Annotated in this window: 24 protein-coding genes and 2 tRNA genes; 12 read left to right on the forward strand and 14 right to left on the reverse strand. The window is 33.3% G+C overall.

Translation table 11 applies throughout. From position 1 onward, the window contains the following. The first annotated feature begins 250 nt into the window (after positions 1–250). Together FLV_RS03845 and FLV_RS03850 are read left to right on the forward strand one after the other, a co-directional pair. Positions 251–967 carry a CDP-alcohol phosphatidyltransferase family protein gene (locus FLV_RS03845; protein ID WP_243230885.1) on the forward strand — a complete coding sequence of 239 codons (717 nt, stop codon included), beginning with the start codon at positions 251–253 and terminating at the stop codon, positions 965–967. A gap of 10 nt (positions 968–977) precedes the next feature. Next, the gene (locus FLV_RS03850) at positions 978–1,823 is read left to right on the forward strand and encodes a glycoside hydrolase family 25 protein (RefSeq protein WP_243230886.1); all 846 of its coding nucleotides are present in this window, start codon (positions 978–980) and stop codon (positions 1,821–1,823) included. A 124-nt stretch (positions 1,824–1,947) separates the two neighbouring features. Here FLV_RS03850 and lptB read toward each other — a convergent pair whose 3' ends face one another. The 4 genes from lptB to FLV_RS03870 all read right to left on the reverse strand — a co-directional run bounded on the left by lptB (position 1,948) and on the right by FLV_RS03870 (position 5,038). Further along, entirely contained in the window at positions 1,948–2,688 is a 741-nt protein-coding gene (lptB, locus tag FLV_RS03855; RefSeq protein ID WP_012022391.1) for an LPS export ABC transporter ATP-binding protein, read from the reverse strand. Between the two features lie 229 nt (positions 2,689–2,917). Beyond that, positions 2,918–3,265, reverse strand: a complete 348-nt coding sequence (locus FLV_RS03860; RefSeq protein WP_243230887.1) for a carboxymuconolactone decarboxylase family protein — start codon at positions 3,263–3,265, stop codon at positions 2,918–2,920. Next, entirely contained in the window at positions 3,258–4,073 is an 816-nt protein-coding gene (gene tatC, locus FLV_RS03865; RefSeq protein ID WP_243230890.1) for a twin-arginine translocase subunit TatC, read from the reverse strand. The genes FLV_RS03860 and tatC overlap by 8 nt, the downstream gene beginning before the upstream one ends. Continuing rightward, positions 4,073–5,038 carry an SIS domain-containing protein gene (locus FLV_RS03870; protein ID WP_243230891.1) on the reverse strand — a complete coding sequence of 322 codons (966 nt, stop codon included), beginning with the start codon at positions 5,036–5,038 and terminating at the stop codon, positions 4,073–4,075. The genes tatC and FLV_RS03870 overlap by 1 nt, the downstream gene beginning before the upstream one ends. A gap of 84 nt (positions 5,039–5,122) precedes the next feature. Here FLV_RS03870 and recQ point away from each other — a divergent pair, with 84 nt between their 5' ends. Beyond that, positions 5,123–7,315, forward strand: a complete 2,193-nt coding sequence (recQ, locus tag FLV_RS03875; protein WP_243230892.1) for a DNA helicase RecQ — start codon at positions 5,123–5,125, stop codon at positions 7,313–7,315. Positions 7,316–7,385: 70 nt separating this feature from the next. Here the strand turns inward: recQ and FLV_RS03880 are convergent, their stop codons facing one another. Then, positions 7,386–7,625, reverse strand: a complete 240-nt coding sequence (locus tag FLV_RS03880) for a hypothetical protein (protein ID WP_243230893.1) — start codon at positions 7,623–7,625, stop codon at positions 7,386–7,388. Positions 7,626–7,957: 332 nt separating this feature from the next. Here FLV_RS03880 and FLV_RS03885 point away from each other — a divergent pair, with 332 nt between their 5' ends. Both FLV_RS03885 and FLV_RS03890 read left to right on the forward strand, forming a co-directional pair. Next, positions 7,958–9,517 carry an NAD(P)/FAD-dependent oxidoreductase gene (locus FLV_RS03885; RefSeq protein ID WP_243230894.1) on the forward strand — a complete coding sequence of 520 codons (1,560 nt, stop codon included), beginning with the start codon at positions 7,958–7,960 and terminating at the stop codon, positions 9,515–9,517. A gap of 596 nt (positions 9,518–10,113) precedes the next feature. Then, entirely contained in the window at positions 10,114–10,923 is an 810-nt protein-coding gene (locus tag FLV_RS03890; protein ID WP_243230895.1) for a polysaccharide lyase family 7 protein, read from the forward strand. Between the two features lie 91 nt (positions 10,924–11,014). Here the strand turns inward: FLV_RS03890 and msrA are convergent, their stop codons facing one another. Beyond that, positions 11,015–11,635 carry a peptide-methionine (S)-S-oxide reductase MsrA gene (msrA, locus tag FLV_RS03895; protein ID WP_243230897.1) on the reverse strand — a complete coding sequence of 207 codons (621 nt, stop codon included), beginning with the start codon at positions 11,633–11,635 and terminating at the stop codon, positions 11,015–11,017. 11 nt (positions 11,636–11,646) lie between these two features. Beyond that, the gene (msrB, locus tag FLV_RS03900) at positions 11,647–12,204 is read right to left on the reverse strand and encodes a peptide-methionine (R)-S-oxide reductase MsrB (RefSeq protein ID WP_243230900.1); all 558 of its coding nucleotides are present in this window, start codon (positions 12,202–12,204) and stop codon (positions 11,647–11,649) included. Positions 12,205–12,498: 294 nt separating this feature from the next. Here msrB and idi point away from each other — a divergent pair, with 294 nt between their 5' ends. The 7 genes from idi to FLV_RS03935 all read left to right on the forward strand — a co-directional run bounded on the left by idi (position 12,499) and on the right by FLV_RS03935 (position 15,603). Continuing rightward, positions 12,499–13,026 (forward strand): isopentenyl-diphosphate Delta-isomerase, encoded by a 528-nt coding sequence (gene idi, locus FLV_RS03905; RefSeq protein WP_243230902.1) that lies wholly within the window; start codon positions 12,499–12,501, stop codon positions 13,024–13,026. Between the two features lie 20 nt (positions 13,027–13,046). Then, entirely contained in the window at positions 13,047–13,457 is a 411-nt protein-coding gene (locus tag FLV_RS03910) for a 6-carboxytetrahydropterin synthase (protein WP_243230903.1), read from the forward strand. 3 nt (positions 13,458–13,460) lie between these two features. Further along, complete coding sequence (locus tag FLV_RS03915) at positions 13,461–13,919, forward strand: peroxiredoxin (RefSeq protein WP_243230905.1); 459 nt, start codon at positions 13,461–13,463, stop codon at positions 13,917–13,919. Positions 13,920–13,978: 59 nt separating this feature from the next. Then, positions 13,979–14,947 (forward strand): type I phosphomannose isomerase catalytic subunit, encoded by a 969-nt coding sequence (locus FLV_RS03920; protein WP_243230907.1) that lies wholly within the window; start codon positions 13,979–13,981, stop codon positions 14,945–14,947. A 57-nt stretch (positions 14,948–15,004) separates the two neighbouring features. Then, positions 15,005–15,271: a hypothetical protein gene (locus FLV_RS03925; protein ID WP_243230908.1), complete on the forward strand. Its 267-nt coding sequence runs from the start codon at positions 15,005–15,007 to the stop codon at positions 15,269–15,271. A 76-nt stretch (positions 15,272–15,347) separates the two neighbouring features. Beyond that, positions 15,348–15,421 (forward strand) — tRNA-Thr (locus tag FLV_RS03930). Positions 15,422–15,529: 108 nt separating this feature from the next. Next, a tRNA-Thr gene (locus tag FLV_RS03935) sits at positions 15,530–15,603 on the forward strand. Between the two features lie 124 nt (positions 15,604–15,727). Here the strand turns inward: FLV_RS03935 and polA are convergent. The 7 genes from polA to FLV_RS03970 form a co-directional block, all read right to left on the reverse strand. Next, a complete protein-coding gene (gene polA / locus FLV_RS03940) occupies positions 15,728–18,562 on the reverse strand; it encodes a DNA polymerase I (protein ID WP_243230912.1) in 2,835 nt (944 codons plus the stop codon). 231 nt (positions 18,563–18,793) lie between these two features. Beyond that, on the reverse strand, positions 18,794–20,917 hold the full coding sequence (locus FLV_RS03945; protein WP_243230913.1) for a tetratricopeptide repeat protein: 2,124 nt from the start codon (positions 20,915–20,917) through the stop codon (positions 18,794–18,796). A gap of 1 nt (position 20,918) precedes the next feature. After that, positions 20,919–21,677 (reverse strand): LytR/AlgR family response regulator transcription factor, encoded by a 759-nt coding sequence (locus FLV_RS03950; protein ID WP_243230915.1) that lies wholly within the window; start codon positions 21,675–21,677, stop codon positions 20,919–20,921. Between the two features lie 97 nt (positions 21,678–21,774). Continuing rightward, positions 21,775–23,412: a LamG-like jellyroll fold domain-containing protein gene (locus tag FLV_RS03955; protein ID WP_243230917.1), complete on the reverse strand. Its 1,638-nt coding sequence runs from the start codon at positions 23,410–23,412 to the stop codon at positions 21,775–21,777. Between the two features lie 28 nt (positions 23,413–23,440). Next, positions 23,441–23,710, reverse strand: a complete 270-nt coding sequence (locus tag FLV_RS03960) for a hypothetical protein (protein ID WP_243230919.1) — start codon at positions 23,708–23,710, stop codon at positions 23,441–23,443. A gap of 96 nt (positions 23,711–23,806) precedes the next feature. Next, positions 23,807–25,039, reverse strand: a complete 1,233-nt coding sequence (locus FLV_RS03965) for a sensor histidine kinase (protein WP_243230920.1) — start codon at positions 25,037–25,039, stop codon at positions 23,807–23,809. Further along, the gene (locus FLV_RS03970) at positions 25,030–25,650 is read right to left on the reverse strand and encodes a response regulator (protein ID WP_243230921.1); all 621 of its coding nucleotides are present in this window, start codon (positions 25,648–25,650) and stop codon (positions 25,030–25,032) included. The genes FLV_RS03965 and FLV_RS03970 overlap by 10 nt, the downstream gene beginning before the upstream one ends. Positions 25,651–25,755 lie beyond the last annotated feature (105 nt).

The following is a 25,755-nucleotide window of genomic DNA, read 5'->3' on the forward strand; positions in this document are numbered from 1 at the left end:
ACGGTTTGTGCATAATGCGAAGTGCAATTACAAAACAATAAAAATACTAAGATTTTTTTCAACGTATTTATTTTTTCAAACCTGAGCTTGTTTAATTTTTACCAAAAATATAATTTTTTACCGAGCTTATTTCTTCCTTTTCATAAATAATATAAAAGTCGGGCATTAGATTAAAAAACTCTATTAAAAACGCAGATAAGATTGACTTATTATACTAAATTTGCTCTTTAAATCTTCAAAAATATAAAAGATGAACATTAAAAAACATATTCCTAATTTAATTACACTAATCAATCTTTTTTGTGGCTGTGTTGCCTTAGTTTTTGTTTCTGAAAAAAATTATGAAATGGCTTTTTACATGGTTTGTTTAGGAATATTTTTTGATTTTTTTGATGGTTTTTTTGCGAGACTTTTTAAAGTATCGAGTCCGCTTGGGCTTCAGTTGGATTCTTTGGCCGATATGGTAACCAGTGGAGTTGTACCGGGTTATGTAATGTACAGTTTGTTTGTAAAAAGTGCCAATCCTCATGAGGTAATCGGTTCGGCTTTTATTCCGTTTTTAGGATTTATCGTAACCTTGGGATCTTGCTATCGATTGGCTAATTTTAATATTGATACACGCCAAACGGATTCTTTTATTGGGTTGCCCACTCCGGCAAATGCGCTTTTTATTTTGAGCCTGCCTTTAGTGATTGATTATTCAGATTCATTCATGCTATTCGAAATTTTGACAAATCATTGGGTTCTGTTTGTTATTGTTTTGTGTAGTGCTTACATTTTGAATGCTGAAATTCCGCTATTTGCTTTAAAGATTAAAAAGTTTACTTTCAAGGATAATGTACTGCAAATTGTATTTTTAGTAATTTCTCTTGTTTTGCTTTTGTTGCTTCAATTTTGTGCACTTCCTGTAATTATTATTTTTTATGTATTGTTATCAGTCATAAATAATAAATTTTTGAAAAAGTAGTTTTATCCGAATGGCAAGAAGAACTTCTTATTCCCGAAAAGCAAAACCTAAAAAATCAATTTTCAGGAGAGGTTTCCGGTTCATCATTTTTTCGTTTTTTGTGTTGCTTTTTGTGGGTATCATTTATCATTATCGTGATGGATTATCTTATTATTTAGGCTTTAAATCGGACAAAGTTTTAGACGAAGATGAGGTTGATAAACATCTTTCAGATGTTCGTAATATTCAGGTTTTAGAAAAACATAAAGGAAAAGTAATTGGAATTGATGTTTCTGAATTTCAGGGAAGAGTCGATTGGGATGAGGTAGGTGTTTTAGAAGAAAAATATCCGGTAGAGTTTGTTTTTATTCGTGCTACGGCAGGAAATAATAAGGTTGATAGTAAATTCAAAACAAATTGGGAAGGTGCCAAAGAGCATAAAATAATGCGGGGGGCTTATCATTATTATCGTCCTAATGAAAATTCAATTGAGCAGGCAAATCTTTTTATAAAAACGGTCAAACTTAAAAGCGGTGATTTACCTCCTGTTTTGGATATTGAAAAACTGCCAAAAAATCAGCCTTTGGACAGTTTGAAAAAAGGATTGAAAAGATGGCTGAATAAAGTTGAAACGCATTATGGAGTTCGGCCTATTATTTATAGTGGAGAACGTTATTATGATGACTTTCTGAAAGAAGAATTCAGTGAATATTTATTTTGGATAGCCAACTATAATTTTTACAGAGAGAAAATTGATGAAGATTGGCTTTTTTGGCAGTTTACCGAAAAAGCTTCTTTGTCAGGAATTAAAAACAGAGTGGATGTCAATATTTATAATGGCGATTTAGAACAATTGCAGTTTATTACTGTTGAGTAATTTTTGTAAAATGTAAAAAGTGAAATGTAAAAAGTAAAATGTAAAAAGTGCAAGTGAAAAGTGAGATAAAAAAATGGTAAAAAGTAATTTACATTTCACTTTTTACCATTCACATATAACTTTCTTAAAACTCCAATTTCTTTTTGCGAAGTTCGAAGTTTTGTCCAAGATAAACGCGGCGAACCATTTCATCTTCAACTAATTCTTCCGGTACTCCTGCTTTTAGGATTCCGCCTTCAAACATTAAATACGTTTTGTCAGTAATGGCCAGTGTTTCCTGAACATTGTGATCGGTAATCAGGATTCCGATGTTTTTATTTTTTAGCTGGGCTACAATTCTCTGAATATCTTCAACCGCAACCGGGTCAACTCCTGCAAAAGGTTCATCCAGTAAAATGAACTTTGGATCTGTGGCTAATGCACGCGCAATTTCGGTCCGACGGCGTTCTCCCCCCGAAAGTAAATCACCTCTATTCGTGCGAATATGTTCTAAGCTGAATTCTTCAATTAAGCTTTCCATTTTAGCAATTTGAGCTTCTTTTGAAAGTTTGGTCAATTGCAGAACACTCAGGATATTATCTTCAATGCTTAATTTTCTAAAAACAGAAGCTTCTTGTGCCAGATAACCAATTCCCTGCTGAGCACGTTTATACATCGGATAATCGGTAATATTCAAATCATCCAGATAAATATTTCCCTGGTTCGGTTTTACCAATCCCACAATCATGTAAAAAGAAGTTGTTTTTCCGGCACCATTTGGTCCTAAAAGCCCCACGATTTCTCCCTGATTTACTTCAACAGAAATTCCTTTTACAACACTGCGTCCTTTGTAGGTTTTGATTAAATTATCGGCTCTTAGCTTCATTTTTTAATTAGATAATTATAATTAGATAATTTGAAAATGAGATAATTATAGGCTAACTCAAAATCAATTTTATAATTTGTTTGAAAGGCAAAATAAATGTAAAATAATCAATCTGATGAATCAATTAACAAATTATTGCGTTTTCAAAATTTAGAATTTGTATTTCAGAATTAAATAATTAGAGCATTTCAAGAAAAATATCTAATTATCAAATTGACACATTTTCTAATTACTTAGATTCTTCTAAAGCCTCCCAAAATTCGTAAGCTCTTCTTAAATGCGGGATGACGATTGTTCCTCCAACCAAAGTTGCAATTCCCATTGCTTCCATCATTTCTTCTTTTGTAACTCCTTCTTTATAGCTTGTCTCTAAATGATATTTTACACAATCATCACAGCGTAAAACGGCAGAAGCTACTAAGCCTAAAAGTTCCTTTGTCTTTACATCCAAAGCACCCGGTGCATAAGCATTAGTGTCAAGATTAAAAATTCGCTTTACAATTTTATTGTTGTCAGCGAGTAATTTTTCGTTCATTTTAGAACGATAGTCGTTAAATTCTTGGATGATATCAGACATTTTCTTTTTCTTTATTTTTATAAACAACCTTCGAAATCAGGATACTTACTTCGTATATAACCAACATTGGTATTGCTACTATTGTCTGGCTTACCACATCTGGTGGTGTTACGATTGCGGCAATAATCAAGATTAGAATTACGGCATATTTCCAATATTTTCTTAAAAAAACAGGAGTTACCAATCCTAATTTGGTTAAAAAATAAATGATAATAGGCAGTTCGAAGAACAAACCACTTGCCAAAACGCTGGTTTTTACCATTCCCATATAAGAGTCAAGCGTAAATTGGTTTTTTACTACGTCACTCACAGAGAAAGTGGCAACGAAATTGACAGACATTGGAATTACAATAAAATACCCAAAAATTACACCTAAAAAGAACAGGAGAGAAGAAGTGAAAATAAACACCTTCGCATTTTTTCTTTCTTTCTCGTATAAAGCTGGACTGATAAATTTCCAGAGTTCCCATAAGATATAGGGGAAACCTAAAATGAAACCGACCAAAATACACATCCATACAAAAATATTCACCTGACCTTCCATTTCAGTGTTCTGAATAATGAAATTCAGTTCAGTAATGCAGATGCTGTCTGCAAATCCTAATTGGTGTGACAAATCGCAAAACCATACATAAGTAAAAAATGTAGGTCTTGTTGGGCCTAAAATTATTTCATCAAATAAATAATCACTAAAAAAATAGGTCACAAAAGCCATAATAAGAATAGCAATTGTACTTCTTACCAAAAGCCATCTTAATTCTTCAAGATGGTCTAAAAATGACATTTCGCCAAGGTTTTTCTTTGCCATTATACGATTCCTTCTTTTAAAATGTCATGTAAATGTAAAACGCCTTTGTATTCTCCATTGTCAGTAACGATTAACTGAGTTATGGAGAAATCTTCTAAAATATTTAAGGCATCAACCGCCATCGTTTCAGACGAAACCAGTTTTGGGTTTTTACTCATAATATCTTTTGCAGTTAAATTGGCAATTGTGTCCCGGTCATTAAGCATTCTTCTAATGTCTCCGTCAGTAATGATTCCAACAATTTTGTCGTTTTCAACTACTGCTGTAACCCCCAGTCTTTTTTCAGAAATTTCGAAAATTACTTTTTTAACAGAGGTGTCTGGCGTAACTGTAGGTTTTAAAGAATGTTCAATCATATCTTTGACACGAAGTAATAATTTTTTTCCCAGAGCTCCTCCCGGATGATAAACTGCAAAATCTTCAGGTTTAAAATCACGCATTTCCATAAGGCAAACTGCAAGAGCATCTCCCATTACAAGTTGAGCTGTTGTACTGTTGGTTGGGGCAAGATTTATGGGACAGGCTTCCATATCAACAGTAGTATTTAGAACATAATCAGAGCCTTTAGCTAAAAAGGAGGTTATGTTTCCTGTCATTCCAATTAAAATATTTCCAAAACGTTTTAATAAAGGCACTAAAGCCTTAATTTCAGGACTATTTCCGCTTTTTGAAATACAGATGATGATGTCTTCATTTTGAATCATTCCTAAATCGCCGTGAATGGCTTCAGAGGCATGAAGAAACATTGAAGGTGTTCCTGTTGAATTAAAAGTTGCAACCATTTTTTGTGCAATGATGGCACTTTTTCCAATTCCGGTAACAATCAATCTGCCTTTTGTGTTGTATATGCGTTGGGTAGCTTCGTAGAAATTTTCATCAAGAAAATCAATTAATTTTGTAATTGCTTCACTTTCAGACAGTATTGTTTTTTTTGCTATAGCTAAAATATTTTCTTTTGTAATCAAAACAGGAAAGTTAAAATTTGTGAATGTGAAAGAAATTCGTATCTTTATGATGCAAATTTATACAAAATACCATTAATATAAAGAATGAATTCAAACGAAATTGAAATACATAAGGAATTAAAGAAGTATTTCGGCTTTAGCCAATTTAAAGGCTTGCAGGAGCAAGTTATTACAAGTATTTTAGACGAGAAGAATACTTTTGTAATTATGCCTACGGGCGGTGGAAAGTCTCTTTGTTATCAATTGCCCGCTTTAATTAAGGACGGAACTGCGATTGTTGTTTCTCCTTTGATTGCTTTGATGAAGAATCAGGTTGATGCCATTCGAAGCCTCTCTTCTGAAAACGGAATTGCTCATGTACTGAATTCCTCTCTTACAAAAACAGAAATTGCGCAGGTTAAAAAAGATATTACATCCGGCTTAACCAAACTTTTATATGTTGCTCCCGAATCTTTAACAAAAGAAGAATATGTGGCTTTTTTACAAAGTGTGCCTATTTCATTTGTAGCCATTGATGAAGCGCATTGTATTTCAGAATGGGGGCATGATTTCAGGCCTGAATATAGAAATCTGAAAAATATCATCAAGCAATTAGGAAGAGTGCCAATCATTGGACTTACCGCTACTGCAACTCCAAAAGTTCAGGAAGATATTTTGAAAAATCTCGATATGTCTGATGCTAATACTTTTAAAGCATCATTCAACAGACCGAATTTATATTATGAAGTTCGTACCAAAACTAAAAATATAGAATCGGATATTATTCGGTTTATTAAACAGCATAAAGGCAAATCAGGAATTATTTATTGCTTAAGCCGTAAAAAAGTAGAATCGATTGCCGAAGTTTTACAAGTAAACGGAATCAGTGCGGTTCCATATCATGCAGGTCTGGATGCAAAAACCCGTGCCAAACATCAGGATATGTTTTTGATGGAAGATGTTGATGTAGTGGTGGCAACTATTGCTTTCGGAATGGGAATCGATAAACCTGACGTTCGTTTTGTGATTCATCACGATATTCCAAAATCACTAGAGAGTTATTATCAGGAAACTGGCCGTGCCGGACGTGACGGTGGAGAAGGACATTGTTTGGCTTACTATTCTTACAAGGATGTAGAAAAGCTGGAAAAATTCATGTCCGGGAAACCGGTAGCTGAACAGGAGATTGGTTTTGCATTATTGCAGGAAGTTGTGGCTTATGCTGAAACTTCAATGTCAAGAAGAAAGTTTCTGTTGCATTATTTTGGTGAAGAATTTCCGGATGATGGTGATGGAGCTGACATGGATGATAATGTACGGAATCCTAAAAATAAAATTGAAGCCAAAGATCAGGTTGTTAAATTATTGGAAATTGTTCGCGATACCAAACATATTTACAAATCAAAAGAAATTGTGTTTACTTTAATTGGTCGTATAAATGCTGTCATTAAGGCACATAAAACAGATACACAGTCATTTTTTGGTTCAGGATCTGATCATGACGAAAAGTATTGGATGGCTTTGCTTCGACAAGTTTTAGTGGCTGGGTATTTATCTAAAGATATTGAAACTTATGGGGTGGTTAAAATCACCAAAAACGGATTGGATTTTATTAAAAATCCTGTTTCGTTTACGATGTCTGAAGATCATGAATACAGTGAGTCTGAAGATGAAGCCATTGTTACGGCTGGAAAATCATCAGGAACGGCAGATGAAGTTTTAATGGGGATGTTACGTGAATTACGTAAAAAAGTAGCCAAAAAACTCGGAGTTCCTCCTTTTGTGGTTTTTCAGGATCCTTCTCTGGAGGATATGGCTTTAAAATATCCGATTACTTTAACAGAGTTATATAATATTCATGGTGTTGGTGAAGGAAAGGCTAAAAAGTATGGCAACGATTTTGTAACTTTAATAAGCCGTTATGTAGAGGATAATGATATTATTCGCCCGGATGATTTAGTTGTAAAATCTACCGGAGTAAATTCTGCTAATAAATTGTATATCATTCAGAATATAGACAGAAAACTGCCTTTAAGCGATATTGCCTCTGCAAAAGGGTTAACAATGGATGCTCTGATCAAAGAAATGGAACAAATTGTATATTCCGGAACCAAGTTAAATATCAAATACTGGGTCGATGATATGCTGGACGACGATCAACAGGAGGAAATTCATGATTATTTCATGGAATCAGAATCTGATAAAATAGAAGACGCACTTAAAGAATTCGATGGTGATTATGATATTGATGAATTGCGACTGATGCGTATTAAGTTTATTAGTGAAGTAGCAAACTAGTTATAGGTTTAATGTGAGATGTAAAATGTATTTTTTTGATATTTTCATCTCACATTTTTCATTTTACAACTTACTCAGAATAAACTTCTCCCCGATGTGGTTTCAAAGCATCTCTTACCTGAATCATATTTTCATCAGTTACCACCATAAAAGCAATAGCCTGCATGTCGTTTATGATTTTAAAACCCGTAATGTTCAACTGGAGTTTTTCAATAGCGATATATTCTTTTAAATGAATTTCATGATGTTCAGCAGTTTTTGCCGAAGCCGGACCACGAAAATCCCAAATTAGTTTTATTTTTCTGGACATTTTTTTATAGATACAAAGGTTTAAAAATACAAAGGTACAAAGTCTATTTGAAAAAGGCTCCAAGGTTCTGAGATGTTAGGGGTCTAGGTTTTTCGTAGAGACGCACTGTAGTGTGTCTAACTGCTCTTAAAAAAAAGAAATCTTTTTAATCCAAATAATCTGTGGCTAAAAACTAATTTCGAAGATTTTGGGCAAGATGCTTCAGTACAAAAACGGTTTATGTCTTTGTCAATCTGAGGGCAATTTTACAGTAAACATAAAATATCATTTTAAAATGTTATTTTTGCATGTTCTTTTCATAAATAGAAAAGCTAATCGCGTAAAAAAATACAATGCCAAGAGAACTTTTACTTCAGGTGACTCCGGAAACTGCAGCAAACGAAGTGTTGCTTAAAGACTATTTGTCTAAACAAATTAAAGTTTCTCCCCAGGAAATTCAACATATTACAATTTTAAAACGTTCGATTGATGCTCGTCAAAAAGCAATTAAAATCAATTTGAAAGTTATCATATACTTAAAAGGAGAATCTTTTCAGGAAACCAAAATTAATCTTCCTATATATAAAGACGTTTCTTCTGCTCAGGAAGTTATTGTGGTTGGAGCGGGTCCGGCCGGACTTTTTGCCGCTTTGCAGTTAATTGAGTCAGGCTTAAAGCCAATTGTACTCGAACGAGGGAAAGATGTCCGCGGACGACGACGTGATTTAAAAGCAATAAACAGAGAACATATTGTAAACGAAGATTCTAATTATTGTTTTGGTGAAGGAGGAGCCGGAACTTATTCTGATGGGAAATTATATACCCGATCTAAAAAGCGTGGCGATGTCACTAGAATCTTAGAACTTTTAGTCGCTTTTGGAGCTTCTGAAGATATTTTGGTCGAAGCACATCCGCATATCGGAACAAACAAACTTCCTAAAATTATTGAAGATATCCGAAATAAAATTATTGAATTTGGAGGACAGGTTTTGTTTGATACCCGGGTAACAGATATTTTGGTTAAAAACAATGAAGTTGAAGGAATCGTAACTCAAAATGGAGATAAGATTCTGACTAATAAATTAATTTTGGCTACGGGGCATTCAGCACGTGATATTTTTGAATTATTAGATAAGAAGAAAATTTTTATTGAAGCGAAACCATTTGCTTTAGGTGTTCGTGCAGAACATTCGCAGGAATTAATAGATAGTATTCAATACAGCTGCGATTATCGCGGCGAGCATTTGCCTCCGGCGCCGTATTCTATTGTAAAACAAGTGAATGGTCGTGGTATGTACTCTTTTTGTATGTGTCCGGGAGGTGTAATTGCGCCTTGTGCAACAAGTCCGGGCGAAGTGGTTACAAATGGCTGGTCGCCCTCTAAGCGAGATCAGCTAACGGCAAATTCCGGGATTGTAATTGAGTTGAAATTAGAAGATTTTAAACCTTTTGCAAAATTCGGTGCTTTGGCCGGAATGGAATTTCAAAAAAGTATCGAACAAAAAGCATGGCATTTGGCTGGGCAAACTCAAAAAGTTCCGGCACAGAGAATGATTGATTTTACGCAGAATAAAGTTTCTGCTGATATTCCAAAAACGTCTTATGTTCCCGGAACAACTTCGGTAGAAATGGGGCAGGTTTTTCCTGGTTTTTTATCTCAAATTTTGCGAGAGGGGTTCAAAGAGTTTGGAAAATCAATGCGTGGTTATTTAACTAATGAAGCTATTTTGCATGCACCGGAAAGCCGAACTTCATCACCGGTCAGAATTCCAAGAGATCCTCAGACTTTAGAGCATTTACAAATCAAAGGATTGTATCCTTGCGGTGAGGGTGCAGGTTACGCAGGAGGAATTATCTCTGCAGCAATTGATGGCGAAAAATGTGCTTTGATGATCGCTGAGTCTTTAAAATAATCTTTTCTGATTTTTTAAACATTGCAATTCAAAATCAATAACTAAAAAAAATAGAGTTATTTGATGATTCTAACTGCTTGGGGTAGTTTTTTTGATGTAATTAATATTTGGTTAAGTGTGTGGGAATCTTAAAAAAAGTACACATTTATTATGTTTATTTTTTTTTAATTTTCTTTATAGGAATTAAAAAAATATAATCTGTATTTTTTTTGTATGTAATTACTTTGTAATTCTGAATTTTTATCAAAAGAATAGTTGTTGAGTTATTGAAAGACATTTTTTTCTTTTTTTAAATCTTCAATGATTTAGTGTTTCTTTCTCTTTTTTCTTAGGGATGGTTGTTTAATTTTAATTTTTAATCATAAATTCTTATTTATAGAGTGTTTTTTTTAGGGAATAGAAAAAAATATAGAAAAAAATATAGTGAAATTAAAAAAAAAATCTAATTTTATGCAATCGATTACAAAATGATTGTTTGCTTATGATTTTTATTATAAAAAAATATTTTAAAGTTATTTTTTTAGGATATTTTTTCTGTGAATATTTCTCTTGATAATCAATTTTTACAATTATTAAAACCCAAAAACAGCAAAAAAATGAAAAAAATTAGAACTTATCTTTTATTACTATTAACAAGTACTACTTTTCTAATTCATGCTCAAAAAGCACCAAAAATAGATTTAACTTTGTGGAAATTAACCATTCCTGAAGGTTCAGTAACAACATATAAAGCACCAAAACTTTTGGACTATTCTGAAAATATGGAAATTACCAAATTTATGTTTAATGACTTGTCAGACAGGTCTTTGGTTTTTTATGTTTATCCTTCAATTAAGTCTAAAAGATCTTTTAATAAAACAGATTTAAAAGAACAAAACTCGTTTGGTGGAGATGCAAGCTGGTCTTTTAAACAAGGAGGAAAATTAAAGGCTTCGATTAAAATGGGGGATATTTCTAAAAAAAATGATCAAAATCCACGTGTTATATTTGCTCAGATAGGCGGAAGGTTAAAAGAAGATCAGGTTAATCAAATTGGTGCAAAAGATAAATCTGCTCCGTCAATCTTAAAAGTTTTTTGGGATAACGGATATGTTAAATTAAGATCGAAAAGACTTGCTGATCCATCTATTACAGGTATTGATGTGTTAAAAGAAGATTCATGGATTGATGACGATGGTTATACTTTTAAAAACAAGGTAGGTTTTGATAAATTTTCTTTTCAAATTGAAATTTCCGATGGAAAGATGGAAGTTAGTGTAAATGGGGAGAAAAAAGTATATTCAGGTGGTGATTATAAATTATGGAATTCATTTGATAACTATTTTACTGTAGGGTGTAATCTTCAGGGAGATGAAACAGGAGCGTATGCAAATGTGAAGTTTTATTCTTTAGATGTTACTCACTAAGAATTTAGAATCATAAAAATAAATAGAAAAGTCTGTATCAAAAATGGTACAGACTTTTTTTATTGATGAAATATTGAAAATAATAAAGAGCTTAAGGTTTCTTTTTTAATTTAGTTTTAAAAACTTTTTCAAATTTTTCTAATTTAGGTTGAATGACCATTTTGCAATATGGCTGATTTTTGTTTTTTGCATAATAATTTTGATGATAATCTTCAGCTTTGTAAAATTTGGTAAAAGGTTCTGTTTTAGTAACAATTGGACTATTGTAAACTTTTGCGTTATTAAGTTCTGTTATAATGTTTTGTGCTGCTTTTTTTTGTTCTTCGTTTTTATAAAAAATGACAGAACGATATTGAGTTCCTACATCGGCTCCTTGTCTGTTCAGGGTTGTAGGATCATGAACGGTAAAGAAAACTTTAAAAATTTCATTAATATCTGTTACGTTTTTGTCATAAGTAATTTGTACCACTTCGGCATGTCCTGTTGTTCCTGTGCAAACTTCTTCATAAGTGGGGTTCGCAATTTTTCCTCCGGAAAAACCTGAAACTACTGATTTGACTCCGTTTAAATTTTCATAAACAGCTTCTACACACCAGTAACAACCACCGCCAAGAGTAATGGTTTCAAGATTGGATGTGTTTTTGGTTTTGTTTCCTTGTGAGAATCCATTAAATGATAATGTGATGAGGAGAATTAAAATTGTATTTTTCATAGTTGAGGATATTATTTTTGAGAGTCAGGAATAAAATCAAGGGCAATTGAATTCATACAATAACGTTTTCCGGTTGGTGCCGGGCCATCATCAAATAAATGACCCAAATGTCCGCCACAACGCCCGCAAAGTGCTTCAATTCTTTCCATTCCGAGTGAATTATCATTTTCAAAAACAATGCTTTTTTTGTTTTCCTGTTCAAAAAAACTTGGCCATCCGCAATTGCTTGAAAACTTGGCGCCCGATCTAAAGAGTGTATTTCCGCAGGAAGCACAATAATAAGTTCCCTTTTCATCGGTATTCCAATATTTTCCTGTGAAAGGTCTTTCAGTGTCAGCCTCACGCATTACTGCGTAAACATCTTCCGGTAGTACTTTCTTCCATTCGGCATCAGTTATTTTTAGTTTTGTTGTATCTGTATTTGAATAATAAGGATTTCCGGGCTTGTTAATTTTATTTTCCATAGCAGCAGTTTTGGTGTTCTGTTTTTTTGAGGATTGCCCGCATGCCTGAAGAATAAAAAGTGGAATTAAAAAGCAAAGATTGAAGAATTGTGTTCTTGTTTTCATTGTTTTAGTGCTTTAATTTATCATTTCAAATGTACAATTAGATTTTGTATAGCAATACCTTATACTTTACAATTGAGATTTTTTTAAGTATGTTTTAACTTTGTATTATTTACGAAAAATATTGTTATGCAGTTTTATTGTCTTGTTTTTAAGGTTAGTTTTGATATTTGTTGAGTTATATTGTGTTGTTGATGAGTTAGATACAAGGTTTATTGTCCGTTAAACTTTTCACAATCTTTTCTGAGATTTTCCAGCCAATTCTTTTTTCGTATTTTTGTTATATCAACACGCCTTATGATAGAAGAAAACGTAATATTAGTTAATCAAAACGATGAGCAAATAGGCTTAATGCCAAAATTAGAAGCACATGAAAAAGCAGTTTTACACCGCGCTTTCTCAGTTTTTATTTTAAATAGTAAAAATGAAATTATGCTGCAGCAGCGTGCTCATCAAAAATACCATTCCCCTTTACTCTGGACAAATACTTGTTGTAGTCATCAACGTGAAGGGGAAACAAATGTAGAAGCCGGAAGCAGGAGACTGTTCGAAGAAATGGGTTTCAGTGCCGAACTAAAAGAGCTGTTTCATTTTATATACAAAGCGCCTTTTGATAATGGCTTAACAGAGCATGAGCTCGATCACGTAATGATTGGGTATTATAATGAAAAACCGGTCATTAATCCGGAAGAGGTTGAGGATTGGAAATGGATGAAAATTGAAGATATTAAAGAGGATATTGAAAAACAGCCCGAAATTTATACTGTTTGGTTCAAAATAATTTTTGATGAATTTTATCATTATTTAGAAGACCATAAAATTTAACGATACTAACCAAAAACCTAATGAGAGTAACCATATCAAGGAAAGCACATTTTAATGCTGCACATCGATTGCATAGGAAAGACTGGACGTTTGAAAAAAACGATACAGTTTTTGGAAAATGTAATAATCCTAATTTTCACGGTCATAATTATGGTTTAACAGTAAGTGTTACAGGAAAAATTGACCCGGAAACCGGTTTTGTTTTAGATGTGAAAGTATTAGCGGATATTATACACGAAGAAGTAGAAATTCCGTTTGATCACAAAAACCTGAATCTGGACGTTCCTGAATTTCAGGATTTGAATCCAACTGCCGAAAATATTGCAGTTGTGATATGGAATAAAATTAGAAAAAGAGTTCAGCCTGATTTTGACTTAGAAATCGTTTTGAATGAAACGGATCGCAATTTTGTAACTTATAAAGGAGAGTAAAGAATGTCGTTAAAAATAGGAGATATAGTTCCGAATTTTACTGCCAAAGATAGTCACGGAGAAGTTTTTGAAAGCCAAAGTGTTTTGGGGCGAAAACCACTTGTGATTTATTTTTACCCTAAAGATAATACGCCTGGTTGTACTACCGAGGCCTGTAGTTTTAGGGATCAATATGAGGATTTTAAGGATTTAGGAGCTGAAGTAATTGGAATAAGCAGTGATAGTGTGAAATCTCATCACAAATTTGCTAAAAAACATGAGCTGCCTTTTATATTATTGTCAGATCAGGATAAGAAACTGAGGCATCTTTTTGGAGTCCGTAATAATTTGTTTGGACTTTTACCGGGAAGAGTGACGTATGTTATCGATAGAAACGGAGTCGTGATCTTGATTTTTGACAGTATGAATGCTGTAAGTCATATTCCGAAAGCATTAGAGACAATTAAAGAATTAGTATTATAAATTAAAGAAATAGTATTACACACATATTGAATAAATAAAGATATTAGCCCCAAAAAAATATGAAACAAAAGACATATCCTTTGCAATTTGAACCAATTTTAAAAGAGAGAATCTGGGGAGGAGTAAAACTGAAGACGATTCTTAATAAACCAATTATTTCGGAAATTACCGGTGAAAGCTGGGAGTTATCAACTGTAGAGGGTGATGTTAGTATTGTGGCTAATGGTGGGCTGAGAGGAAAATCGTTAATGGAGGTTATTGAAGAATCTCCAAACGAAATTCTGGGAACAGCAGTTTATAAACGTTTTGGAAAACAATTTCCTTTACTTTTTAAATATTTAGATGCCAGAGAAGATCTTTCGATTCAGGTTCATCCAAATGATGAACTGGCAAAAGAACGTCATAATTCTTTTGGTAAAACCGAAATGTGGTACGTGATGCAGGCTGATGATGATGCGAGAATAATCGTTGGTTTCAAAGAAAATTCAAGTAAAGAAGAATATTTGAAACACTTAAATGATAAATCTTTAGTTTCTGTTTTGGATGATGTTAAAGTAAAATCTGGAGATGTATTCTTTTTAGAAACCGGAACTGTTCATGCAATTGGTGCAGGGTTGGTAATAGCCGAAATTCAGCAGACATCAGATATTACCTATCGTCTTTATGATTTTGATCGCAAAGATGCTCAGGGAAATACAAGAGAACTTCACGTAGATCTTGCGCTTGACGCAATCAACTATAATAAAGTAGATACTCAGAAGAAATATGACTCTAAAGTTAATACATCAAATACCGTAGTAGATTGTCCTTATTTTACAACTAACTTTATTCCGTTAGAAAATAATGTAGAGGTTTTAAAATCCGGAGAAACATTTACAGTTTATATGTGTATTGAAGGAAGTTTTGAAATCATATACGATACTTTTAAGCAATCGTATAAAAAAGGCGATACGATTTTGGTTCCTGCTGAGGTAAATGTGTTTGTTTTGAGTGGAAATGCTTCAATTTTAGAAATTTACATTTCATAACAGATATTCTAAAGATAATATGTACTTTTGCAGACGCAAATTAAAATTATAATAAAAATGGCAAACGTTAAAAATTTAAAGAAAGACATCAATTTCGTATTAGGAGATATTATTGAGGCAGTTTATTTGTTTGAGATGTCTACAACAGGAAATCCTACTCCGGAAACGAATGCTTTGATCGATGAGGCTATTACTGCTTTTGATACTTTGATTACAAAAGTGAACGCAAAAAATGTTGAAAATAAAAAAGCACACTTTAAACAAATCAATGTTGAATTAGAACAAACTGCAAATCAATTGATTGAAAAAATCAACGCATTATAAGCGAAAAAAAGTATAAAAAAGTGCAAATTTATTTTGGGAAAACGAAAAACCGCTTTATATTTGCACCCGTAATGAGGCCGATGTAGCTCAGCTGGCTAGAGCAGCTGATTTGTAATCAGCAGGTCGTGGGTTCGAGTCCCTCTATCGGCTCAACAAAAACCATCACAGAAATGTGGTGGTTTTTTAAATTATAGAGAGTGGTGTGAAATTATTTTTGGAAATATAAAAAACAATTTTATCTTTGCACCCGTTAAATAGGCCGATGTAGCTCAGCTGGCTAGAGCAGCTGATTTGTAATCAGCAGGTCGTGGGTTCGAGTCCCTCTATCGGCTCAACGAAAACCATCACAGAAATGTGGTGGTTTTTTTGATTTATACAAAATCTGAATTTTAAAAGGATCCAAAAAAAGCGTCTTGAAATTAATCAGGACGCTTCTGTTTTTCTTATAAATTAATTTTAATGTGCTTCCAGCCAATTTTTACCCAAACCAATTTCTACTTCCAACGGGACATCCATTTTAAAGGCATTTTCCATTTCGTGTTTAATCATAGGTTGGATTTTTTCTAATTCGTCATTATGCACATCAAATACAAGCTCATCATGAACCTGTAGCAGCATTTTAGATTTCCAGTTTTCTGAAACCAATTTTTTATGAATGTTAATCATCGCAATTTTGATGATATCGGCGGCTGAACCCTGAATTGGAGCGTTAACAGCATTTCGTTCGGCACCGCTTTTGACCATCATATTGGCTGAATTAATATCTTTAAGATAACGTCTTCTTCCTAAAACTGTTTGTACATAGCCATTTTCACGGGCAAAATCTACCTGATTAGACATATAAGATTTTAGTTTTGGATAAGTGGCATAATAGGCCTCGATCAATTCAGCACTTTCTTTTCGCGAAAGTGAAGTCTGATTGCTTAAACCAAAGGCTGAAACCCCATAGATAATTCCGAAATTCACGGTTTTAGCATTGCTGCGTTGTTCTTTGGTTACTTCTTCTAAAGGAACGTTGAATACTTTTGCCGCAGTGCTTTTGTGAATGTCTTCATTGTTTTGAAAAGCAGAAATCATAGTTGACTCGCCAGATAAAGCGGCAATAATTCTTAATTCTATTTGCGAGTAATCCGCAGAAAGTAAGGTGTAATTTTCATCACGGGCAATAAATGCCTTACGAATCAATCGTCCTCTTTCGGTACGAATTGGAATGTTTTGTAAGTTGGGGTTATTCGAACTCAGGCGGCCGGTTGCTGCAACAGTTTGCATATAATCCGTGTGAACACGCCCTGTTTTTTTGTCCACCTGATTTGGTAATGCATCAATATAAGTACTTTGCAATTTTACCATTTGACGCCATTCGAGAATGTCTTTTACGATTGGATTGTCATTTGCTAAATAACTTAATATTTCTTCTCCGGTGGCGTATTGGCCTGTTTTGGTTTTCTTTTGTTTGGCTCCGCCAATTTTTAATTTATCAAATAAAATGTCGCCTAATTGTTTTGGAGATGCCAGATTGAATTTTTCTCCGGCAGTTTCATAGATTTTTTGTTCTAAAGCATTGCTTTCGGCAGCCATTTCAACCGACATTGATTCTAAATAGGGCACATCCAGATTGATGCCTTCCAGTTCCATTGCAGCCAAAACAGGAATCAACGGAATTTCAATTTCATCAAATAATTTTTTGGTTTCGGCTTTATCGAGAATCGGGCTGAAATTTTGTTTTAACTGATAGGTAATATCAGCATCTTCGGCGGCGTATTCTTTGATTTCTTCTAAAGCTACGTCACGCATTGATTTTTGATTCTTCCCTTTTTTACCAATTAAATCTTCAATCGATTTTGGTGAATATTTTAAATAAGTTTCACTCAAAACATCCATATTATGGCGCATATCAGGATTAATCAAGTAATGCGCAATCATCGTGTCAAACAATTTTCCTTTGATTTGAACGCCATAATTCGATAAAATTTTCAAATCATATTTAACGTTCTGACCAATTTTTTCAATAGATTCATTCTCGAAAAAAGGTTTGAATTTATCTGCTAATATTTGTGCCTCTTCCTGATTTTCAGGAAACGGAACATAAAATGCTTTTCCTTTTTCATAAGCAAAAGACATTCCAACTATTTCAGCATTCAAGGTATCAATTCCGGTAGTTTCAGTATCAAAACAAACTGAAGTTTGATTCAGCAGATTTTGTAAAAGCAGTTTTATGGCAAAATCTCCCTGAATAATCTGGTAGAAATGTTCTGTGTTTTCTAATGTTGCATAAAATGAATTCGGTTTTGCCTCGCTGCTTTCCTCATCTGAAAAACCAAATAAATCGAATTGATCTTCATTGGATTTTTTAGCAGGAGTTTTTTTAATTGTTATTTCCTCATTGGTATTGCTATTGTCATTGGTATTATCACTGTAAAGTTTATCAAACTGTGTTTTCATCTGACGGAATTCTAATTCCTGAAACAATTCGTCTGTTTTTTCAATATCAGGTTTTGATAATTCGTAGTCTTCAGCATTGAAAGTTACAGGGCAATCCAATAGAATTGCTGCTAATTTTTTGGATAACAAACCTAGTGCTGCATTGGCTTCAATTTTATCTTTTATGGCGCCTTTCAATTGGTGTGTATTAGCCAATAGATTTTCCATTGATCCGTATTCTTTCAGAAATTTTTTGGCTGTTTTTTCGCCAACACCCGGTAATCCGGGAATATTATCTGCGGCATCGCCCATCATTCCTAAGAAATCGATAACTTGCTCAGGACGATCGATTTCGAATCTTTCTAATACTTCCGGAATTCCCCAAATTTCAATGTCGTTCCCCATTCGGGCGGGTTTGTACATGAAAATATTTTCAGAAACCAATTGGGCAAAATCCTTGTCCGGAGTTACCATATAAACTTTAAAATCTTCTTTTTCTGCTTGTTTGGCAATGGTTCCAATTAAATCATCGGCTTCAAAACCGGCAACTTCTATAATAGGAATATGCATCGCTTTCAGTAATTCCTGAATGTAAGGAACTGCAATTTTAATCGCTTCGGGAGTTTCGTCACGATTTGCCTTGTATTCCTGATACATTTCATATCTATAAGTGCTTCCTCCTTTGTCAAAAGCTACGGCTAAATGATCGGGTTTTTCACGTTTTATTACGTCCATCAAGGCATTCATGAAACCCATAATAGCCGAAGTATCCATTCCTTTCGAATTGATTCTTGGGTTTTTTATAAAGGCAAAATAACCGCGAAATATTAAGGCGTAAGCATCAAGAAGGTAAAGGCGTTTTTGTGACATTGAAATAAATTTTAAGGTGTAAAAATAACAAACAAATCCTCATTTCGTGAACTAAATTTTCCCTTTCATATATTTTTCGATTATTTCTTGATTCAAGAATCTTTATTTTGCTCAAAAATTAAATTTTATGTCAGTAATTATTAAAAAACTCAATTGTAAAATAATATTATTGGTGGTTGCGGTATTGATAATAATCGGATTGAATATGTATAATTTGATTTGTTTATGAAGTTAAACCAAAGGAATATTCACCACCACTTTTGTGCCCACAAGAACATCGGTTTCTTTAATATCTGTGTACAGTATGAGTTCCTGTAGCTGTAAATTGTCATTCAGTAATTCTAATCGTTGTTGTATGGATTTTATGGAAAAAGAATTGTGATTTTCGAGGTTTCCTGCTTTAATTTCAGTTGATTTTTGACGACCAATTCCGTTGTCGATGATGGTGCAGATGAGGTATTTTTCGTTTAGACTCAAATCAAAATTAATTGTAATTATTTTCAGTCCTTTTTTGTGCAACAATCCGTGTTTGATGCTGTTTTCCAGAAAGGGTTGAAGCAGCATTGGCGATAATTTTATATAATCTTCATCGATAATTTCGGAAGTTGTTATCGTGTATTCAAAGTCTTTGGCAAAACGCATTTTTTCGAGTTCGAGATATTTGGTTAAAATATCGATTTCGGCAGCAATGGTGATTTGTTTTTTACCTGAAACTTCCAGAATTTGTCTGGTCAAATAAGTAAAATTGCTCAACTGTTCATTTGCCTTTAGTTTGTCACCATACATAAATTGTTCCTGAATGCTGTTGAGCGCGTTGAATATAAAATGCGGGTTCATTTGGCTTTTCAAGGCTTTGAGTTCACTATCGGTGGCTTTTTTTTCGGCTTCCAGTCGTTTTTGGGTCTCAATAAGCTGGGTTTTCAAAAGTTCGTTTTTCTTATTTTCTCTATACCTTGAAAAAAGGAAATATGCAATGAGTGTCAATGCCAAAAACGAAATAATGATACTGTTGATAAGAATGTTTTTTTTGTTGGATTCCAGTTCAGCGATTTTCTTTTTTTGGTTCAACTCTTTGATGGTAGCTTCTTTTTTTTCGGTTTCGTATTGATAAGTTGCTTTGAGTGCGATGTCTTTGCTTTCATCAAAATATATTTTTTCGCTGATGTTAATTGCTATAGATTTGAATAGATAAGCATTTTTAAAATCATTTTGCTTGAAATAAATTTGACTTAAAATTCCAGCAGCATTTTTTTCATCAGAGGGAGAATTCGTTTTTTTTGTTAAATAATAACCTTTTGAAGCGTATTCTTTAGCTAAAGCTAATTTATTTGTTGTTAAATAAACTGTGGAAAGGGAGATGCATATTTTAGAAAACATTATTTGACTATTTATACTCTTATATAGTTTGGCAGATTTTAGATAATTGATTTCGGAATTTTGCAAATCATTCTTTTTAAAGTAGGTGTCAGCAAAATTTTTATATGTTGCTGCAATTAAATCACTATTATCTGTTTTTTTAGCCAATAAAAAGGCTTGTTTATTGAAGTATAATGCTTTTTTGAGGCGGCCTAAATTGTTATTTGTCGTTGCCAGATTAATAAGTACTAAAGTTAATCTTTCCTGATTTTTGATTTGTTTGTCAATTTTTAAACATTTTTCATAATAGGAAATGCTGGTTTCGAAATCTTTTTGACTGTCAAAAATTCTTCCCAAGGCAAAATAGGTACGCTCTAATCCTTCTAAATTATTTGTTTTTTCAAATAATGGTAAAGCTTCAAGATTGTGTTTTATGGCAAGTGAATTGTTTCCTAAATTATTGTAAACAAATCCGAGATCGGTCAAAATATAGGCAAGGTTGGTTTTGTCTTTTGAGTGTTTTGCACAGGAATATGCCTGTTGCATGTAGACTAATGTGCTGTCTAATTTCCCTAAATAATCGAATGCAGTTCCTATGTTTTGTAAAGCTAAAGCACTTCCGTAAGTGTAATTTATTTTGGTTGTAATACGGAAAGACTTTTTGTAAACCAGAATTGCTTTTTCAAATTCTTCTGTATAAATAAGAAAAGCACCTTCGTTGTTATAAGCAATGCTTAAATATTTTAGATAAGCTTTTTTTAAAGCCGGATTGGTTTCTGATTGACTTTTTTCCTGAGTGATTTTTTTTAATTCATTGTTATGTTTTATCCAAATAGTATGGTTGCTTTCGGACTCAATAACCTGGTCTAAAAAATAGCATCTTAGGGTATCTTTTTTGGTGTGATTGTTAAGTTTAGTAATTAATTCATTTGTTTTTTGGGCATAAAAGAGTGTACTCATTAAAAGCAAAAACAAAAGAATTGTTCTCTTGAAATTCATCTTATACAATATTATTCATTTGCATAAAATCCTCAAATTCTTCTTTCTTTTCTCTGGAAACAGGTAATAAAATCTTATCATCATACGTAATTGACAATCCGTCTTTTTTGCTGTATTTTTTAATCAAAGTTATGTTGACAAAATAGGAGCGATGTATCCTGAAAAAACGAGTGTCGGATGAAAGTAGGTTTTCAAAATGTTTGATTTTTTTTACTACCAGATCTTTGCCCTTTTTGTGATGGATTGTGGTATAAGAACTGTCGGCTTCAAAATAAAAGATGTCATTTATGTCCATAAAAACAATACCGTCCCCAATGTGAATGCCAATTTTTCTGATCTGATTTTCTAATAAATTTTCTTTCAAAATGGCAATATTGTTCGTTTGTGTATTTCTATTTCGTTTTTCAGCAACTTTTTCAATAGCTTCTTTGAGCTTGGCAATACTTACGGGTTTTAAGATATAATCGACTGCCGAAACTTCGAAGGCTCTGATCGCATATTGTGAATAAGCGGTACAAAAAATGGTTTCAAAATTGGGTTTGTTGAAGTATTCGAACAATGCAAATCCATTTTCATTTGGCATTTCGACATCAAGGAATACCAAATCAATATCGTTATTGTTGATGATTTTTACTGCCGATTTTACATTTTCGGCTTCGCCAATTAATTCAATTTCGGGGCAATATTCTTCGATAAAATTATGGAGTAAAGACCTCGCATTTGGTTCATCGTCAACAATTAGGGTTTTTATTTTTTCCATACAAATAATTATTTCAACAATAACAGTTTTTTAATCGAAAAACCGCAGCATCAGAGATTAATCTTCAGGTGCGGATTCTTCATAAAACTATTTCAGTTTATTTGATAATCAGTTTTTGGGTAGTTACGTTGTTTTCATTATCTTCAATACGAACTAAATAAATTCCTTTTTTTAAGTTAGAAACATTGATATTTTTTGTTGTAAAAGAAGCGATTTTTTGTCCCGGCAATGAAAAAATTTCTACAGATTTTACCTCGTTTTCGGTTTCAATTGTGAAATTATCTGATGTTGGATTAGGATAGATAAAAACGTTTGAATTTTTAGATACGAAGTCCTGATTTGAGAGTGTAACACCGGAACTGTTCCCCATTATATTCATAATTTCAATATCTGTGATGGCTCTGTTATAAATGTAAAATTCATCTAAATTGCCTGTGTAATATTTTGATGGATGAAGATTTCCGTCTGTACTTGTTCCGCCTCCAACAGAGAATATGGTGTTGAATTGTTCGATGGTTGCAGCTGCGGTATATCCACTTGATGAAACGACCAGTTGTCCGTTGATGTAGCACTTCATTCTTTTGTAACCATCTGTTTCTGTACTCCAAACAAAGGCATAGTGTGTCCAGGTATTCAAATATGTTCCAGTTGCTCCCATCATAAGGTTGCTCCAGGCTGTGTTGGTTGGACTTTTGAAGCCACAACTCAGATTTCCTGCTGCTCTAAAATAATGGACTCCAAAAAACTCAAAAGAAGTACTGTATATATTGGGAGGTGTAGTCCTTTTTTCCCAAAAAGCAACAGAATATTCTCCGCTATTTAAGGCAGAATAAATTGTAGTGTTAACCAAAGCTTGCGAACCAGAAAAAGCAACACTTTGCCCATACATTCCGTTATCATAAGTAGCGTTGGTTGCTGTCCCGTTAGTTAGGTTGTGGGTGTTGTCAAAGTTGTTATTGTTATTTTCAAAGTTGTAAAATGCTAATAATCCGGTTTTACTTACAGGTCCTGTTGTCGTTGCATTTGTAGCATTTTTAACATTCAAAATTTCTGATGCAGTTAAAGCTCTGTTGTAAATGTATAATTCGTCTAAAGTTCCGTTCATACATTTTGAATTGTTAATAACGCCATTGTTTGTACCGCCACCAAAAATGAATTTGTTTGTAGTACCATTTATTCCCTGGTCATTCAGAAGCCATCCGCCAATGTTTAGTACACCATCAAGATAATAATTGATTACGCCAGCCTGTTTGACAATTGCATGATGATGCCAGGAGCCTGCCATAGCGCTTTGTTGTTGCAAGGTTAAACAAGCCCAGCCGCCAGCGTTAATTCCTAGCTCGTATCTATTGGAGTATGAACCATTGTTGCAGCTGGAAACATTTTGTGCTCTGTAATATAAAGCTTCACTCATCTCAAATGAGGTAGAATAATTATTTGGAATTCCAATAGGTCTGAATTCCCACCATGCAATTGTAGAATTTACCCCCAAAGTTGCAGCATCAGTTAAAGTAGCGTTGACTAATGCTGATGCACCGCCAAAAACAACTCCTTGTCCGTATTTTCCATTGCTGTAAGTAACGTTTGTACTGGTGCCGTTAGTAAAATTATGAGAGGTCGAATTGCTGTTCAATGTGTTTTCAAAGTTAAAATAACTTATGAGTCCACTTGTTGTAGCTTGTGAGAAGCCTAACATTGGTAAGGCTAATGCAATTGAGAGTAGTATTTTTTTCATAATAATTGTTTTAAGTCTTTGTAAAAGTCTATAAATGCTTTTGAGTGAATTTTAAAATTTCACGAAATGATAGTTTTCTTTCACTAATGGCAGCATTTATACTTACGGTCGTACCATTTGATGGATGGTAAAAACCGTTGATTGCATTTGGATAGTTCGCATTCAAGGATGCAAAAGTTGAAGTATTTGTGTCGTTTCCGTAGTCTGGAAAATTAAAACTAAAATGATGTAATAGGGTTTTAGAATTTACCTTTAATCCTATGGACGCAATTGTAATAAATAGTAATTTTTCCCGCATATTGTTTTCTTAATAGTTAGAAAAACAAAAGTAAAATGATACTATTCAGACTGTACCCCCAAAAAAGGGTAGGTTGTTGTAAAAGAGTGTTTTTTATTAAAAAAGGATAGAAATTTTTGTTCCTTGGTTTTTTTGGCTTGTAAATTGGAGTTCTAATCCTGATTCTGTAGCTCTTGATTTGATGTTTTTTAATCCATTGACCCGTGTTAGTGTGTTTGGGTCAAAACCAATACCGTTATCTTCAAATTCTAATACGATATCTTTATTATTATAGAATAATGATAAACAAACCGTTTGTGCATTGGAGTGTACTAAGGCATTGGTCATTACTTCTTTCATAATCAAAATAAGCTGGGAGCAGACGGCCATAGAAATTGTTTTTTGTTCGTACTCCTCGTTTATGGGATGACTAATAAAATCAATACCGGAACTGTTGAATAGCTTTTCGCCAAAATCTTTAATGTAAATATAGACTTCAAAAAGATTGTTTTTCTCAATATTCAGTGACCATATAAAATCTTTTGTTTCGCTGTAAACCTCATTGCTCAGATTGCTGATTCTTGTGATTTCGGCTTTAATTTGCTCTTCCGAAAAGCTGTTGCCGATACTTAACATTTGGGATATAGAGGATATAGAAGCCAGTTTATTCCCCATCACATCATGAAAATCTCTGGCTATATTTATTCTCAATTTGGCTATTTCCTGCATTCTTTTGTCTAACTCGTATTCCAAAGTATTGATGTTTTCTTCCTTTTCCTGAATAAATTCTTCTTCAAACAAATCTTTTTTGGTGACAAAAAATATGATGATAATCAGGATTATAAAGACAAATAAGAGGTTGGTCATTTTGGTATTGAAATCAATGGCGTCAAAGTCTTGTTTAAAAGGAACTAAATGTTTGATTTCTGCATAAAAAACGGCTGATAAATTTACAAAAGCAGCAAAAGCCACTATCATGCCCATTCTGGTTTCGACCAAAACAATTAAGCCAAGAATAAGTGTGAAATACCAATAAATATCAAAAGAATATGGTCCTCCGGTAAACCAAACTGCTACAGACGTATTGATAATATCATTGGTAGATGAAACAATGATAGCATATTTTGTGGTTTTGGCATAAATAACACAGGCAAGAGTTACGAGGTTAAAAAATAATGAAAAAAGGTAAAGATATAAATCGAATGTATTGGCGTATTTACCCCCAATAATATAATAAGTGTTGCAGATAATAAAAACCAGTGTCAAAAAAAAGTAAATTTTCTTTTTGACTTTTTCAAGTTTTGAAACCGTGTCGTAATGTCTAAAAATGTTCTGCCAATTTATACCCATTTGTTTTTTCTGGCCAATACTATGGCATCTTCTTTATTGTTGACCTGCAGTTTTATGTAAAGATTTTTAATATGAAACTTAACCGTTTCTGTAGAAATATTGAGTTGAATAGCCGCCGTTTTGTAACTTGCGCCTTTGGCTAATAAATTTAATATTTTGTTTTCCTGAACGGTGAGTGGCGAGTCATTTTTTGTTTTAAAACTATTCAGCACCATTCGGGCTATTTTGAAACTCATTGGTGCGCCTCCGGCTGAAGCTTCGTCCAGCGCGTTAATTATGTCCGAAAAACTGGTGTTTTTGGTCATGTATCCGCAAGCTCCTGATCTTAAGGCATCAAACACCTGTTCGCTGTCATCAAAAACGGTGAGCATCAAAATTTCTAGTTGAGGGTATTTCTTTTTTAATAGCGAAGTACATGTTACGCCATTCATTTTACCTTCCAGTTCAATATCCATAATGACAAAATCCGGTAAATTATTGCCGATGTCTTTTACAGCTTCTTCTCCAGAAGTGTAAGATTTCAAAATTTTATATTTTCCTGTAGATTCTATAGAAAAAGTAAGGGCATGTGTTAGATCCTGGTTGTCTTCTATTATTACAATGTTTCTCATTAAAATTAAATTTATAACAAATATAAAAGAATTTCAAATTATTAGTATTTAAGGTTTTATCAGAGCAAAATAAAGATTCAAAAAATGATACAAACCGTTAACCAT

The organism is Flavobacterium pectinovorum (assembly GCF_022802975.1).
GTDB lineage: Bacteria > Bacteroidota > Bacteroidia > Flavobacteriales > Flavobacteriaceae > Flavobacterium > Flavobacterium pectinovorum_B.

Coding starts and splice junctions, on each gene's coding strand:
- FLV_RS03845 (WP_243230885.1), top strand. CDS start 251: ATGAACATTAAAAAACATATTCCTAATTTAATTACACTAATCAATCTT.
- FLV_RS03850 (WP_243230886.1), top strand. CDS start 978: ATGGCAAGAAGAACTTCTTATTCCCGAAAAGCAAAACCTAAAAAATCA.
- lptB (WP_012022391.1), bottom strand. CDS start 2,688: ATGAAGCTAAGAGCCGATAATTTAATCAAAACCTACAAAGGACGCAGT.
- FLV_RS03860 (WP_243230887.1), bottom strand. CDS start 3,265: ATGTCTGATATCATCCAAGAATTTAACGACTATCGTTCTAAAATGAAC.
- tatC (WP_243230890.1), bottom strand. CDS start 4,073: ATGGCAAAGAAAAACCTTGGCGAAATGTCATTTTTAGACCATCTTGAA.
- recQ (WP_243230892.1), top strand. CDS start 5,123: ATGAATTCAAACGAAATTGAAATACATAAGGAATTAAAGAAGTATTTC.
- FLV_RS03880 (WP_243230893.1), bottom strand. CDS start 7,625: ATGTCCAGAAAAATAAAACTAATTTGGGATTTTCGTGGTCCGGCTTCG.
- FLV_RS03885 (WP_243230894.1), top strand. CDS start 7,958: ATGCCAAGAGAACTTTTACTTCAGGTGACTCCGGAAACTGCAGCAAAC.
- FLV_RS03890 (WP_243230895.1), top strand. CDS start 10,114: ATGAAAAAAATTAGAACTTATCTTTTATTACTATTAACAAGTACTACT.
- msrA (WP_243230897.1), bottom strand. CDS start 11,635: ATGAAAAATACAATTTTAATTCTCCTCATCACATTATCATTTAATGGA.
- msrB (WP_243230900.1), bottom strand. CDS start 12,204: ATGAAAACAAGAACACAATTCTTCAATCTTTGCTTTTTAATTCCACTT.
- idi (WP_243230902.1), top strand. CDS start 12,499: ATGATAGAAGAAAACGTAATATTAGTTAATCAAAACGATGAGCAAATA.
- FLV_RS03910 (WP_243230903.1), top strand. CDS start 13,047: ATGAGAGTAACCATATCAAGGAAAGCACATTTTAATGCTGCACATCGA.
- FLV_RS03915 (WP_243230905.1), top strand. CDS start 13,461: ATGTCGTTAAAAATAGGAGATATAGTTCCGAATTTTACTGCCAAAGAT.
- FLV_RS03920 (WP_243230907.1), top strand. CDS start 13,979: ATGAAACAAAAGACATATCCTTTGCAATTTGAACCAATTTTAAAAGAG.
- FLV_RS03925 (WP_243230908.1), top strand. CDS start 15,005: ATGGCAAACGTTAAAAATTTAAAGAAAGACATCAATTTCGTATTAGGA.
- polA (WP_243230912.1), bottom strand. CDS start 18,562: ATGTCACAAAAACGCCTTTACCTTCTTGATGCTTACGCCTTAATATTT.
- FLV_RS03945 (WP_243230913.1), bottom strand. CDS start 20,917: ATGAATTTCAAGAGAACAATTCTTTTGTTTTTGCTTTTAATGAGTACA.
- FLV_RS03950 (WP_243230915.1), bottom strand. CDS start 21,677: ATGGAAAAAATAAAAACCCTAATTGTTGACGATGAACCAAATGCGAGG.
- FLV_RS03955 (WP_243230917.1), bottom strand. CDS start 23,412: ATGAAAAAAATACTACTCTCAATTGCATTAGCCTTACCAATGTTAGGC.
- FLV_RS03960 (WP_243230919.1), bottom strand. CDS start 23,710: ATGCGGGAAAAATTACTATTTATTACAATTGCGTCCATAGGATTAAAG.
- FLV_RS03965 (WP_243230920.1), bottom strand. CDS start 25,039: ATGGGTATAAATTGGCAGAACATTTTTAGACATTACGACACGGTTTCA.
- FLV_RS03970 (WP_243230921.1), bottom strand. CDS start 25,650: ATGAGAAACATTGTAATAATAGAAGACAACCAGGATCTAACACATGCC.